Source organism: Microcoleus sp. S28C3 (assembly GCF_036700785.1).
GTDB lineage: Bacteria > Cyanobacteriota > Cyanobacteriia > Cyanobacteriales > Microcoleaceae > Microcoleus > Microcoleus asticus.
This window is the reverse complement of record NZ_JAUBPO010000052.1, coordinates 24730-38994: the sequence shown is the minus strand read 5'-3', so window position 1 is coordinate 38994 and position 14265 is coordinate 24730. Positions and strand designations below refer to the sequence as shown.

Below are 14265 nucleotides of genomic sequence, written 5' to 3'. Positions count from 1 at the left end.
AGAGGGCGCAGAGAAAGAGAATGGAGAGATCAGAAGATGTGAAAAAATGGTTGAAGTTTGTTAGATGTGAGATATTTTACTAATTTCTTAACTTTTTGATAAGGTTGGTAGTTTAAAATTTAAAGTTGGCGGGGGCGGGTTTATATGTATTTGGGTGGAGAGTTCTATTTGGCTGGTGAAACCCGCCGCTACCAACTAATGGCTAATGACTTATGTTGACACCATTGCCTGATAAATTAGAAAACCATAGAGATTTGCCCCGCACTCCCTGGTTTTTTGCTGTTTTGATTTTGATTGTTTTCTTGCTAGGTTTCATGATGCAATCTTACCTCAACGAACCTCAACTTTTAACCGATCCGTTTCTGCAACTCCCAACAGCAAGCTCTGTACGAGTTGTTTGGTTTACCGAGTTTGCCGGTACTCGCCACACGGTTGATTACGGCGAAAATTTGAATCAAATTACGGCCGCCAATACTACTAAGCTAAGCCGCACTCGCGAAGACAAAGACTCGCACATCTCCGATGAAATCAAACAAAGCATAATTGACAGCAATCCAATTGTCCGCGACATCTGGCGGCACGAAGCAGAAGTCCCCAATTTAAAGCCCGGTGTTCGCATTCCTTATCGAGTCACCAGCGAAAGAGAAGACGGCGCATCTGTCAGCAGCAAGGTTTTCACTCTTTCTCCGACACCAGCAGCAGGAATCCCGCTCAAAATTCTCCTCACTTCCGACCATCAATTGATGCCTATGACAGCAGCAAATCTCCAGAAAGTAGCCGAAACAATTGGGAGAGTTGACGCGGTTTTTATGGCAGGAGATTTAATTAATATACCCGATCGCGCTTCCGAATGGTTTGACGACTACCGAGGCCGCGCCTTCTTTCCAGCTCTGCAAGGTCGCGCATTTTCCGAACTGGACAAAAACGGCATCAAAACAGTTTACAGCGGCGGCGAACTGATCCAACACGCGCCTTTATTCCCCGCCATTGGCAATCACGAAATCATGGGCAGGTTTGCAACCAACAGCACACTCGGCGACCAATTTAACGATCCTTTTCCCCGCGCCACTGCCGATAAATTCTACGCTCAACGAGCTGCATTTGTGAATCCCAATAATGACCCTTCAGTGCGGGAAATATGGCGGAAAAACAATAGTTTTAATAGCGATACCTATGAGGAAATTTTCAACTTTTCTGGACGCAAAAATTACTATGCTGTGACTTTTGGGGACGTGCGGTTAGTAACTTTGTATGTTACCAATATCTGGCGAACTCCGAATTTAGAGCCGGGTGCCAGGGGAAGGTATCGGGAACGAAACGAAGATTTTAATAATCCCGAAAAATGGGGATACGGACAGCATATTTTTGAGCCGATTGTCAAGGGTAGCGCTCAATATACTTGGCTGCAACAAGAGTTAAAAAGTTCGGAATTCCAGCAGGCAAAATATAAAATTGTGATGTTTCACCACCCGCCGCATTCTCTGGGTGACAATATTGTACCTGCTTATACTGACCCTGTGCAAATAGTCGATCGCGCTCTTGATGGCGAGATTAAAATGGTGCGTTACGAGTATCCGAAACAGCAAGATTATCTGATTCGGGATGTAGTGCCACTACTAGAAACAGCGGGGGTGCAGTTAGTATTTTACGGACATTCGCACTTGTGGAATCGATTTGTAAGTTCCAGCGGAATGCACTTTTTGGAGACTTCTAATGTGGGCAACAGTTACGGTGCTTTTGCGGGGGAAAAGCGCCGATTTGTGCCGCCGGGATATCGGGAAGATTACAGCGCTATTGGAGACCCGAACGGATTGGAACCTGTGGTGCCGACTGTTGCGCCTTTGTTGGGAGAAGACGGGCGGCCGCTGCCGTATATTGAGAGTAACGATATTACGGCTTTTACTATTTTTGATACGGGGAAGGGTACGGTTAGCAGCTACTATTTTGATACGCGGAAACCAGAGTCGGAAGTGGTGAAGTTTGATGAGTTTAAGTGCGAAAGGTAAGGGCACGGCAATGCCCTGTCCCTACAGATATCTGAGTGAACTGAGATGTTGCACCATTCTCAATTACCTGTTTAGCAACGGGCAAGATGCCCGTTCCACAATAAAGAAATTCATTCTTTGTGGAACAGGCAAGATGCCTGTTCTTGAGAAGAGTGGAAGATGTAATACCATTTTTTTAAAGATGTGATAGAGATAAAGAATGTAAAATCCAAGACCATCCGGTGAGAAAACCAATGACGCGATCGGTGAAAGATGCCAAAATTTCCTGGACTTTTGTGCGGAGTTCGTCAAGATTACTAAACACCGACCAAGCTAAAGAATCTTTGAGATATTCCCACACTCTTTCGGTGGGATTTACTTCGGGACAAGCCGGAGGCTGAAATAGTAAAATAATATTGTCTGGTAATTCAGATGAGCCTAAATTATGAGCGGGTGCGTTATCAACTTGAATGATGTGTAATTCAGCAGGATATTGTATTGACAAAAGTTGTAAATATGCTTCAAAACAAACTTTGTCTAAATGCGAAAACTCCCAAAAAAAACTTTTTCCAGTAGCGCTCGATACTGCCCCATACAGCCAAAAGCACTCAAATTTCCATTGATGCTTCCCGACAGGCTTTACGCCTGAAAGCGTCAGCTTGCGCCGACTTTATTGTATGCAGTCCTAGTCGAGTTTCATCACTGCACCAAAACATGACTTTTTTATATTTGTTTACTTGAGGTAAAGCTTTTTGTAGTAAAGCTTTTATCTGTTGATGCAAGTTATTTTTAAATTCATTAATTGCCGTAGATTTCTGAGAAATACTGCGAGGTCTTGGAATTTTTAATTTACTTTTAAATTCCCCTCTTACTAAAGAATATACAGCCGAGTAACTACTGGCTATTCCTTTAATCAACCAGAGCCAGAGATGAACTTCTTTATAACTCTGAAACCCTTCGGGGTCTCGCAACTCTTGTTGCAATGAAGCTGCTACTTCAACTGAGAACTTTTTTGGGCGACCGAAAACCTGCCTATTTTTTAACAAATTTTCCAGACCGCCCTTTCTATATTGGGAGAGCCAGCGATGAATCGTTGGCTCACTTTTACCTAAAACTGTGGATACTTCCCGAACAGTTTCTACTTGTTTTGACTGAAATAAATAAAGCATTTGAACTTTATTATAAGCTAGTATTCTTTTTTGTTGCTTGAGGATTTCTCGTAAATCTTCTACAGATTCTGTAATTTTTATATGAGGACGACCAGACATTGTAATTCTCGCCTTTACTTTTTACACAAGTCTATCACATCTTTGAAAAAATGGTATAAGATTAAACTGAGATGTTGCACTATTATCAATTAGCTGTTTAGGAACGGGCAAGATGCCCGTTCCACAAGAAAATTAAGTTTTGTGGAACAGGCATCTTGCCTGTTCTTAACAAAGGTGCAAGATGTAAGATTAAACCTTGTCTTTCGCAGGCGGAACCAAACCAGTTTTATTCAAACCCACATCAATCTGCCTGAGCAATTTAAAATCATCTTCGGGTAAAGAATTAACAGGCGAGTGTTTTTCCAGAAACGAGAATGCTTGCCGAAATTCACGCGGCCGGGAGTCGATCGCACTATCGAAGTGACAAGGTACAATCCTTTGAAAGTCCCAACTCGCCACTTTATCCACCCAATCGAGAGTTTCCCTGGGCGCGCGGTTGAGAATCAAAGTCTGCAAAATCGGCGCGACAAACAACCGCCCCCCTCCCCGCAAAGCCTCAAACGATCGCTCCCAATGTTTTTTCCACTTGAACGGATATAACCCGAAATAAGCTTTTATAGAGCGTTCTGGCGCTTCTCGTGCCTTGGCAAATACCTCCGACCACGGCGGCACTTCCAGCACGCTAGGCGTAAAATACATGGCAAATAAGGCGATTCTCTGCCACCCTTTGCGGCGATTTTCGTGGGTATCTGCCACCGTGTCCGAGGCGCTGTCTTTGGCGTGAAACAGCAGCGGGTAGGAGTCGAGTTGGACGATCGCGGGCGGATTTTCGGGAATGGAAACTATGGAATCTGTTAGCATCAGCGTGCGCGATCGTCTGTGAAATAACGCAACTTCTGCAAATCTGCCCAAACCGAGATCCAGCGGGCCGAGAATTGCCCAGTCAAATTGATCGGCTAACGGCGTGTTGCTGCTGTCAAAAGGCAGTACAGAAGTGCGTTTGGCGGGCAAACCCAGCCAACTCAGCGGCAAATTCACGGGGAAACTCCACTGCTGCGGGGCGACAAACACCTGCGCTTCGGGAAAACTCCTCGCAAAGGGGCCGACAAAAACTTTGTGTTCGAGGCCCGAAACCGTTGTCAGCAAGATGTACTTAACTTCGCCGTGCTCTGCTACTAACTCCTTTACCAAGCGGATGCACTCAGGAGTCGGTGCAACGGGGGCGTAGACGAGAAGGCCTTCGGGTTCTAATTTAATTACTGTCATCCGAATCGGGACGACAACGTAGAAAATGCCTTGTAGCTGGTCAAAAGTCCAGATTGTGTCCTTGACTATTTCCTTGCGGATGGTGCGCCGCTTGCTGTAGGGATAGAGGGGGACGACCGGCCAAAAAGCCCAAGAATAGTCCCGAGAATCAATCTGTGCTGATGTTGGTATGCCTTCGCCCTCTGCCACTGCGCGACTCCTTGCCGATGTTTTTGTACGTGCGTGCGATCGAACTATTGTTATCTTATTTCACTCCTGTTGCGCGGATTCGAGGAGTTGAAAAGGGGTTGGACGATTCCCTACGGGATAGCTGCGCTTCACGGGCTTTTGGAACACTCAAGCAAGAGTTACGCATGGGGGCTAGAAACCCGGTTTCTACGAGTTTTGGGACGAGTCATTCGATTTTAGATTTTAGATTTTAGATTTTGGATTGACCCCACGGATAAATGCGGGGGCTTGAGAATTTTAGATTTTAGATTTTGGATTGATTCCACGGATTAAATCACGTGGCGGGTACCATCAAGAAATTCGTGGTCACGAGAAATAGAAGGAAGAAACCGGGTTTCACCAGGCCTGGGTGCGAGAACTATTAAACCAACTCTTCAGGATCGATGCCTAACTCCCGCAACCGCGCCGCTAGTCTTTCCTCTCGCTGTTGAGATTCTGTCAGTTGCTGTTGAGATTCTGTCAGTTGCTGTTGAGATTCTATCAGTTGCCGTTCCGCCGCCGTTGCTCTTTCACCCGGACTCAAAATCAACCCTCCTTGGGCCGTAAACCACCGCAACCACAACCGATTCATACTCTTATAAGTGCCTTGCCACCAACCTAAACTCAACTGCAACTCAGGAATAAATAACCGCCCATCAATTAATTCTGCAGGTTCATAGTGGCCTCCTACAAGATGAAAAGCTCGCAATTCATCCGTGTAGCGACTGAAAATAAAATAGTAAGGAATCCGCAAAATTTGTTCATAAACTTGCCACTTAGTCGGCGGTTCCCCAGCTTGCTGAACAGTCCGCCCTAAATCTTCATCTTCAGTGCCCGGCGATAGCAATTCCACCACCACAAACGGATTTACCCGTTCTTGCCAAACTACATAACTCAAACGCATATCGCGCCCTTGATAAAGCCTTGGCACACCCACCGCAGCAAACCAATCCGGGCGTTTATGCCAGCGCGGTTGTGTTGCATCGTAATACAAATTTAGGTCACTGGCTGTAAAGACTTGTTCGGCATCCCATCCCGGCGGCAAAAACGTGAATTCCAAGAGTTGCGGCTGATCTAAATGAAATGTATCTGGCAAACCGGGCTCCTTTGGGTCTTCGCTAGGTAAATCATACATTGTTGGCAAACTCTGCCGGGGGTCTAAAGGCGGTTCAGCTTGAGCAGGCGGGTAAGTCGGGAATGTCATAATGAATTCTGAGGTTGCTTATCCTGATATGATTATAACCTTGTGAGAATGTCTTGCATTTCCAAAGAATTCCCATTAACTCTCAATCTCAAATCTCAAATCAAAACTCCAAAATCGATATGACTCAAAACTACCGCATCACTCTTTTACCAGGAGACGGCATCGGCCCTGAAATTATCGCTGTGGCGGTAGATGTCCTGAAACTTGTCGGTCAACAATTGGACATCGGCTTTGAATTTCAAGAAGCTTTAATGGGCGGCGCTGCTATTGATGCAACAGGCAATCCGCTACCCGAAGAAACACTGGAAAAATGCCGCAACTGCGATGCAGTATTGTTGGCAGCAATTGGCGGTTACAAGTGGGATAATTTGCCCCGCGAACAGCGCCCGGAAACAGGATTATTAGGACTGCGCGCCGGATTGGGATTGTTTGCAAATTTGCGTCCTGCGACTATTTTACCGCAATTGGTTAATGCTTCTAGTTTGAAACGGGAAGTTGTCGAAGGCGTGGATATTATGGTCATCCGCGAACTCACCGGCGGCATTTACTTCGGCAAACCGAAAGGTATTTTTGAGACGGAAACAGGCGAAAAACGCGGTGTTAATACGATGGCTTACACCGAGTCAGAAATTGACAGAATCGGGCGAGTCGCTTTTGAGACGGCCAGGAAGCGGGGGAAAAGGCTGTGTTCCGTTGATAAAGCGAATGTTTTGGATGTTTCGCAACTGTGGCGCGATCGCATTATTGCCCTTTCTTCAGAATACCCTGATGTCGAACTTTCTCACATTTACGTTGACAACGCAGCAATGCAGTTAATTCGCTGGCCGAAACAGTTCGATACAATTGTCACCGGCAATTTATTCGGCGACATTCTTTCCGATGCGGCGGCGATGCTAACTGGTAGCATTGGGATGCTGCCTTCTGCTAGTTTGGGAGCAAACGGGCCGGGGGTTTTTGAACCCGTGCACGGTTCCGCACCGGACATCGCGGGACAAGATAAAGCTAATCCCATCGCGCAAGTTTTGAGTGCGGCAATGATGCTGCGCTACGCCTTAAATCAGCCGGAAGCTGCTAATAAAATCGAGCAAGCAGTTGTCGAAGTTTTGGATCGATGTTATCGCACTGGTGATATCATGTCAGAAGGCATGAAACTCGTCGGCTGTCGGGCAATGGGCAATGCTTTAATTGAAGTTTTGCAAGGTTGATCTATTTACCTTTACTCGTTTCCAGGCTCTGCCTGGAAACGCCTTTCAGGAGGCTCTGCCTCCACTAAAACAAGGCAAATGAGACATAAATAAAGGAGGCACAGCCTCCGGGTATTAATTACCAGGCTCTGCCTGGTAACTAGAAATTTTATAATTTAATGTTCCGCAGTCAAAAGATTGAATTGCTCGGTATCAATGCGATTTGCTCGATACAAAATTTCAGCTATTTCCGAAAGCGCTAACACAGAATGTGCGCGATAACCGTTGACCTGCATCTTATCTTTGACTCCCTGTTCGTGGTCGATTAATACTACAATGTCTTCCACATTCAAGCCAGCCGATTTTAACTTAGCCGCGCCTTCCATCACGCTTTTGCCGCTAATCAAAATATCATCGACTACGACAATCGTTTCTCCTGCCTGAAAATGCCCTTCAATCAACTTACCTGCACCGTAAGTTTTCACCTCCTTGCGCGGGAAAATCATCGGGCGTTCCATCCGCAAGGCTAAACCGGTTGCTGTGGGTAAAGAACCGTAGGGAATTCCGGCAATGCGATCGAATTTTAAGTTTTTAAGAATGTCTGCATAAGCGCTGACAATTTGATGGAATATCTGCGGAATTGAGATAATTTTCCGCAAGTCGATGTAATATGGAAATACGGCTCCCGATGCTTGTACGTGGTCGCCAAAAACTACGCAGCCGATGTCATAAAGTTGCAAGATTAAATCGCGGTGAGGTTCCGGTTGTAAAAAGCAAACATCGGGCAGCCACAGTTCGCAAGTGGGACTACCTTCGATCGCCCGCAGCCTCTGTTGATTTATACTATCCCGCAATTTCTCAATTTCTCGGCGCGGCTCTTTCCCCGCTAATAAACTCGGGGGGACTGGCAGCAATAAATCTTCACCATTCTTGCTTAAACCGGCCGCCAGCAGTTGTGCGAGGTCGTTTTCTTCTGTGAGGTCATTTTCTACCGGGATGTCTCCTTCGACTAAAATCAGGCGTTCAGGAGCCTCTTTGCGGATGCGGGCTAACATATCCGGCATTACTCCTACTTCTAAACCGACTTTTTCGGGAGTTCCCCAAGTTTGAGAGAGTCGGACTAATTGCAAGTAAAAAGGGTTGTTTGGCGTCGGGTATTCTTGCACAGCCGCCGCTGACGGGTTGGCGGTGGCACAGAGGACAAAAACAGTTTTTCCAGCGTATAACAAAAATGGCGCTACTTGGTCGAATCCGGGATAGGGACTTAAAGTAATAGCGTCAACTCGCCAATCTTGAAATACAATTTTGGCAAACACTGTGCTGGTATTTAAATCGCAGTGTTTGGCATCTAAAATTACTGGCAGGTGAGGGGGAATAATTGTTAAAATTTCTTGCAGCAATGCCCAACCGGGAATACCGAGAGATTGGTAAAAACCGAGGGTGATTTTGCAGGCACAGATTAAATCGGCTGTTTGGTCGATCGCACTTTTTAGCTTTGACAACAAATCAGTTACAAAAGTTTGAGTTTCCTCCCCAGTCATCGAAACCAGCGCGGGCAAGGTTTCCGGGTCGGGGTCGAGAGCTAAATACAGCAAACTTTGATTGTTTTCAACAGCCGCTAACAGTTTATCGAAAAAGTTGGTTCGATCCGTCATAGTTTGTTAGGGAGGTAAGGGGAATTTAAAAAATTGCCGCTCAAAGTGGGATTGGTGTTGTGCCGGAAGAAACCGATCCCTGTAGAAGTTGAAATTAAGAATCTTTTAAGATTGTAGAAGGTAAAGAGCAGGAAATCTGTAAATTTGGGAGCAGTTTCATGGGGACAGATGTTCGGGTTGGCTGCACCGGTGATTGCAGCTAACCCCCAGCAAGTCTATTAGTTGCGGCAAGCTAACCAGTCTCCGGGCTGCGATTTGATCGGCATTCCCCTAGCGCAGGCGAGTTTAGCAAATGCGGATTTGCCAGGGGCAGATTTGAGAGGAGGAAATTTTAGGGAAGCTAATTTATCGGGGGCAAATTTGAGCGGGGCTTCTTGGCGGCAAGCTAATTTACAAGGTGCTAATTTGAGCGATGCTAATTTAACCCGATCCCGTTTGACGGGGCTAATCTAAAAAATGCTACCGTTGCAGGTGTTATTTCGGTTGACCAAGAATTTCTTGATGGTACAAGCCCGCGCATTTATCCGTGGAATCAATCGAAAATCTCAAATCGAAAATCCTCAAGCCCCCGCATTTATCCGTGGGGTCAATCTAAAATCTCAAATCTCAAATCTCAAATCGATTGACGGTAGTATTAAATAGAAGCAGAAGCTAAAGCAATGCCCGCCTTATCATATGGATAGTAATAAATGATCGGTACGATCGACTTTAGGATTTGGGACGAGTTGCTGCAACGCTACGTTGACGATTTCGGCCGCGTCAATTATCGGCGCTGGAAAGCTGAGGGGGCGGATATTTTGAAGGCGTGGCTGGAAAGTTTGGCCGATTTGGATTTGGCGGAATGTACCGATGCGGGTGCGCGGCTGGCGCTGTGGCTGAATGCGTACAATGCGATCGCAATTTCTCAAGTTCTCGAAGTATATCCGATCGCGTCCATCCGTCCCAAAGTTTTGGGAATTCCCAACTGGTTGAGTTTTTTGGATTTTTTCACCCGTTCAAATTCGATTATTGGCGGCAAAAAGTACAGTCTCAATCAAATCGAACACGCAATTTTGCGGCCGGAATTTGCCGAACCGCGCATCCATTTTGCATTAGTTTGCGCTTCAGTCGGGTGCCCTCTGCTGCGCCGGGGGGCTTATTTCCCGGAGTCGGTACGGACTCAACTAGAAGCGGATGCCAGCCGTTTTATTCACAATCCTGATAAGGTGCGATATGATGCCGAGAAAAAGACGCTTTATTTGAGCAAGATTTTTAAGTGGTACGGCGAGGATTTTGTAAAGGCGACGGGTTCGGTGGCTGAGTATGTGGGCGGTTATTTGGGGGCGGAGGCGGCTGTGGGTGATGGATGGGCGATCGTTTTTTTGCCTTACGACTGGAATTTGAATCGGGCTGATGGTTGAGTTTTGCGTCTATGGTAGGTGTTTTTTTGAGGGGGTAATTTTTTTCGGCTGTATCAGTTGCGTAGTATGGGTTTAAGGCTCTTTATGAAAAATCCGACGCAAATGCTGTATTGCTTGCTGTGAAAGGTTTTGAGGTTTGTTGAAAATTTGGCCTCTTGACAGGTCGGTATTGAAATGGTACTTTTAATATGTACAGACGCAAACGAACCTTGAAAACTAAATACAGTAAGAGTTTCAGAAACTAACTGTTGCAATCAACCTAAATCCCTATCAGGGATTGAAACTTATAGAGAAATCCAGGAAGATTACCTTTAGCATTACGTTGCAATCAACCTAAATCCCTATCAGGGATTGAAACTGGGAAAATCAAGATACTAGCCCTGATGCCGAATGTTGCAATCAACCTAAATCCCTATCAGGGATTGAAACCTGTACATTTTGCGGGTACAATCTCAAGACAAGTATGGTTGCAATCAACCTAAATCCCTATCAGGGATTGAAACAGCGATTTATTCTCTGGGATGTATAACGCATTTATTGTTGCAATCAACCTAAATCCCTATCAGGGATTGAAACGCACTTTTTGTGAATGAACCCCATCCGCAATTATTAAGGTTGCAATCAACCTAAATCCCTATCAGGGATTGAAATATAGAAACGTAGCTCGCCATATAAGTTATCTCACGTTGCAATCAACCTAAATCCCTATCAGGGATTGAAACTCTAGATAAAAGCTTTTGCCTAAATAATAAGAAGTTGTTGCAATCAACCTAAATCCCTATCAGGGATTGAAACTCAGGAATATCTTTTACTTGGATAAATTTAATTCCGTTGCAATCAACCTAAATCCCTATCAGGGATTGAAACCCATCAAGTAAAATTGCCTCGAAGTTTAGGATCGAGTTGCAATCAACCTAAATCCCTATCAGGGATTGAAACAAGTAAGCATTAATTTGCTTTTGGGAGATTCGTAGGGTTGCAATCAACCTAAATCCCTATCAGGGATTGAAACCTTCTTGATGAAGCGGCTATTTTTCTTGGTGATGCTGTTGCAATCAACCTAAATCCCTATCAGGGATTGAAACGGAATAGGGCCTTTGCCTCGCACCCATTCGTCGCCCGGTCGGTTGTAATGAACCTAAATCCCTATCAGGGATTGAAACCCGTCGCTGGTGTAACCTGGGAAAAGTTGAGTAGGGTTGCAATCAACCTAAATCCCTATCAGGGATTGAAACCCTTCTTCCTCTGGGAGTTCGATCGCCTGTGCGAGGTTGCAATCAACCTAAATCCCTATCAGGGATTGAAACGCTCTTTTATCTATTTCAGCAACTTCTTAAGTTTTGTTGCAATCAACCTAAATCCCTATCAGGGATTGAAACTATGAGTTGGTCAAGGATTCCCTCAATGGCGTCACCAAAGGTTGCAATCAACCTAAATCCCAATCAGGGATTGAAACACGCGCACAAACCCACAGGCATTAGCCTTGGTTGTAATGTTGCAATCAACCTAAATCCCTATCAGGGATTGAAACAACAGTTCGTCGTAGCTGGAATAAGCGCACAGTATCCGTGCCGCAATCAAACTAAACCCCTATTAGGGATTGAAACTGTAGGCATCCCAAGAGAACGCGTCGCCCTGAGCTATGCCGCAATCAAACTAAACCCCTATTAGGGATTGAAACCCCGCGCCGGATAATCGCAGGTGTGCAGGTCGAGCCACAATCAAACTAAACCCCTATTAGGGATTGAAACACGTATTGATAACACCCGCCGCGACCTTGTTCGTCAGGCCACAATCAAACTAAACCCCTATTAGGGATTGAAACAGCTTCGGAGCGCTGGGAATCGCCCTAAAAACAGGACGCCGCAATCAAACTAAACCCCTATTAGGGATTGAAAAATGGTGGCAGTAACAGCGCAGGAACTGGTAGCGGATGTTGCAACCACCAAAAACCCCATATCCAATAACTTTAAGTAAAAAAATATGACCCAAAAACAATGGATGATTAGCCGGATGACGATATCGGAACTTAATTTAGCAGTAGATTGGGCAGCCGCAGAAGGTTGGAACCCCGGATATTATGATGCCGAATGTTTTTTTCAAACCGATCCTCAAGGATTTTTCATGGGTTATTTGAATGATGAACCTATTGCTTCAATTTCTGCCGTTGCCTATGACTCCAGTTTTGGTTTTATTGGTTTTTATATTGTCAAACCTTCCTTTCGGGGCCAGGGATGGGGATTAAAATTGTGGCAAGCCGCGATCGAATATTTAGGAACGCGAAATATTGGTTTGGATGGCGTTATTGCCCAACAGGAAAATTATCAAAAATCTGGTTTTAAATTAGCTAACCGTCACATTCGTTATCAAGGTCGAGGATTTGGAGTTATTCCTGACGATCTGATTCCACTTTCAACCGTTCCTTGGGAAGAAATTCTAGCCTATGATTCTCAACATTTTCCTGTTCCCCGTCCGGTTTTTTTAAAGCATTGGATTCAACAACCTGAAATAATCGCTTTCGGTGTCAAACATCAGGGAAAACTAAGCGGTTATGGCGTTTTAAGAGTTTGCAGTCAGGGGTATAAAATTGGGCCGTTATTTGCCGATAATGTCTATTTTGCCGAATTATTATTGCAAGGGTTAATGGCAAAAGTACCTGATGTTACTGTATTTTTAGATGTGCCTGATACCAATTTAGAAGGTATTAATCTGGCTGAAAAGTACGGAATGAAACCAGTTTTTGAAACTGCACGAATGTACACATTAACGCCACCAATTTTACCCCTAAATCAAGTGTTTGGGGTGACAACCTTAGAACTGGGTTAAACATCAGTTAACACCACAAGCTGATGGGCCACCTTTGCCGATCGCCAAACAGTATTGCGGTGATTGTGGCTAGTACGGCTATTTTGCCAGCACTTGCTTCACCGATCGCCAACCCCTCTCATATCAAATCCGGTAGCATCGGAATTAATATAACCCGCAATCAGGACACCGCGCCTGGCCGTTTCCCTACGCCAGATTTATTGTAGGGAAACGGCACTGCCGTGTCCTCTATATCATTCCGGCGCAGCCAGAATTGATATCACATTTCCAGTCCGCAGGCGATCGCCAGTGCGATCGACAGCAGGAAGTAATTCCGGTTGCAATTACCATAAAACCCTATGAGGCATTGAAACATCGAGGATTGTAATCCTCGACAACAAATGATTCATAGTTGCAATCAAGCTAAATTGCGATCGGCGATTGAAACAAAATTCTGCGTTACTAGGAAAAGTGACTGGTTAGATGAATGCTAACCAATTAGCTGTTGATCCGCCCTTAAACCTATCCACTCAAAATCTGTTGAACCGTCAAATTTAGCTGTGGAAACATCGGAGATACGATCGCCTCTCCATCTCGAAATACCCCAACCTCAACATATTGCCCCTCCTCAAGCCGCAAAACCGTCACCACTTCTTCTATTGGATCGATAACCCAATACTCTGCGATGCCCCGCGCTGCGTACTGAGCTCGTTTGCGATCGTAATCCCGATCGCTGCCCACTCTACCCGGACTCACTACCTCCACAACAAACCGAGGAGGCAGCATATCGAAAGTGATAGTTAGCCTGGTTGCTGTCAGCGGAATATGTTCAGGTTCCAGAATTATCAAATCGGGGTAGCGGTTGGCCGCATCTCCCGATCGCAAAACGGCAACTTGAACCTCGCAATTATGCGTTTTAATCAGCCTGAGTGGCACTAGCCCGCTGCTAGCAAGATAGAAAAATAGATAGTTAGCAATGAAATTATTAGGTTCAGATTCTGGTGGCAAAGCTATTAACTTCCCATCAATTAACTCATAGCGTTGACCCGTATCATTTGAGTAATTAAGGTACTCGTCAAAAGTTAATTTTTTAGATTGAGCTTGTACCATAATATTACATTCCTTGATTTATTCGTTCCTTTCTGCTGGGAGTTTGTTTGTGTAGAAACGGTTTCAACAGCCGAAGGATATCAATCAAAACTGCTGTGCTAGTTCAGCAGGTGTCCCAGCCTCCACCGACGATCGCCCCACAAGTGACATATTAAAAACTATCACAGTTCAAATCAAATACGCTTGGGTTAAAACTGTTTATTCCCCGGAGATCCCCCTAAATCCCCCTTAAAAAGGGGGA

At 45.2% G+C, this 14265-nt stretch carries 10 protein-coding genes, 1 pseudogene and 1 CRISPR repeat array; of the genes and pseudogenes, 6 read left to right on the top strand and 5 right to left on the bottom strand.

Going from position 1 to position 14265, the window contains the following annotated elements:
• Positions 1-212: 212 nt before the first annotated feature.
• A complete protein-coding gene (locus QUA13_RS16765) occupies positions 213-2006 on the top strand; it encodes a metallophosphoesterase family protein (protein WP_333200230.1) in 1794 nt (597 codons plus the stop codon).
• A gap of 175 nt (positions 2007-2181) precedes the next feature.
• Here the strand turns inward: QUA13_RS16765 and QUA13_RS16760 are convergent.
• From QUA13_RS16760 to QUA13_RS16750, 3 genes and pseudogenes are all read right to left on the bottom strand, one after another.
• Positions 2182-3253 (bottom strand): annotated as a pseudogene (locus QUA13_RS16760) (IS630 family transposase).
• Positions 3254-3442: 189 nt separating this feature from the next.
• Positions 3443-4648, bottom strand: a complete 1206-nt coding sequence (locus QUA13_RS16755) for a DUF4336 domain-containing protein (protein WP_333200228.1) — start codon at positions 4646-4648, stop codon at positions 3443-3445.
• Positions 4649-5048: 400 nt separating this feature from the next.
• Positions 5049-5870, bottom strand: a complete 822-nt coding sequence (locus tag QUA13_RS16750; RefSeq protein ID WP_333200226.1) for a Uma2 family endonuclease — start codon at positions 5868-5870, stop codon at positions 5049-5051.
• Between the two features lie 119 nt (positions 5871-5989).
• Here QUA13_RS16750 and leuB point away from each other — a divergent pair, with 119 nt between their 5' ends.
• Positions 5990-7075 carry a 3-isopropylmalate dehydrogenase gene (leuB, locus tag QUA13_RS16745; protein ID WP_333200224.1) on the top strand — a complete coding sequence of 362 codons (1086 nt, stop codon included), beginning with the start codon at positions 5990-5992 and terminating at the stop codon, positions 7073-7075.
• Between the two features lie 155 nt (positions 7076-7230).
• On the opposite strand, the gene QUA13_RS16740 is transcribed toward leuB, so the two are convergent.
• Positions 7231-8709 carry a bifunctional orotidine-5'-phosphate decarboxylase/orotate phosphoribosyltransferase gene (locus QUA13_RS16740; RefSeq protein ID WP_333200222.1) on the bottom strand — a complete coding sequence of 493 codons (1479 nt, stop codon included), beginning with the start codon at positions 8707-8709 and terminating at the stop codon, positions 7231-7233.
• Between the two features lie 222 nt (positions 8710-8931).
• Here QUA13_RS16740 and QUA13_RS16735 point away from each other — a divergent pair, with 222 nt between their 5' ends.
• The 4 genes from QUA13_RS16735 (at position 8932) to QUA13_RS16720 (ending at position 13141) form a co-directional block, all read left to right on the top strand.
• The gene (locus tag QUA13_RS16735; protein ID WP_333200220.1) at positions 8932-9162 is read left to right on the top strand and encodes a pentapeptide repeat-containing protein; all 231 of its coding nucleotides are present in this window, start codon (positions 8932-8934) and stop codon (positions 9160-9162) included.
• A gap of 236 nt (positions 9163-9398) precedes the next feature.
• Positions 9399-10109 carry a DUF547 domain-containing protein gene (locus QUA13_RS16730; protein ID WP_333200218.1) on the top strand — a complete coding sequence of 237 codons (711 nt, stop codon included), beginning with the start codon at positions 9399-9401 and terminating at the stop codon, positions 10107-10109.
• 247 nt (positions 10110-10356) lie between these two features.
• Positions 10357-12008: direct repeats of the CRISPR family, unit length 37 nt; unit sequence GTTGCAATCAACCTAAATCCCTATCAGGGATTGAAAC.
• Between the two features lie 84 nt (positions 12009-12092).
• Entirely contained in the window at positions 12093-12935 is an 843-nt protein-coding gene (locus tag QUA13_RS16725) for a GNAT family N-acetyltransferase (RefSeq protein ID WP_333200217.1), read from the top strand.
• Positions 12936-12958: 23 nt separating this feature from the next.
• Positions 12959-13141: a hypothetical protein gene (locus QUA13_RS16720; RefSeq protein WP_333200215.1), complete on the top strand. Its 183-nt coding sequence runs from the start codon at positions 12959-12961 to the stop codon at positions 13139-13141.
• 295 nt (positions 13142-13436) lie between these two features.
• Here the strand turns inward: QUA13_RS16720 and QUA13_RS16715 are convergent, their stop codons facing one another.
• Entirely contained in the window at positions 13437-14024 is a 588-nt protein-coding gene (locus QUA13_RS16715) for a Uma2 family endonuclease (protein WP_333200213.1), read from the bottom strand.
• Positions 14025-14265 lie beyond the last annotated feature (241 nt).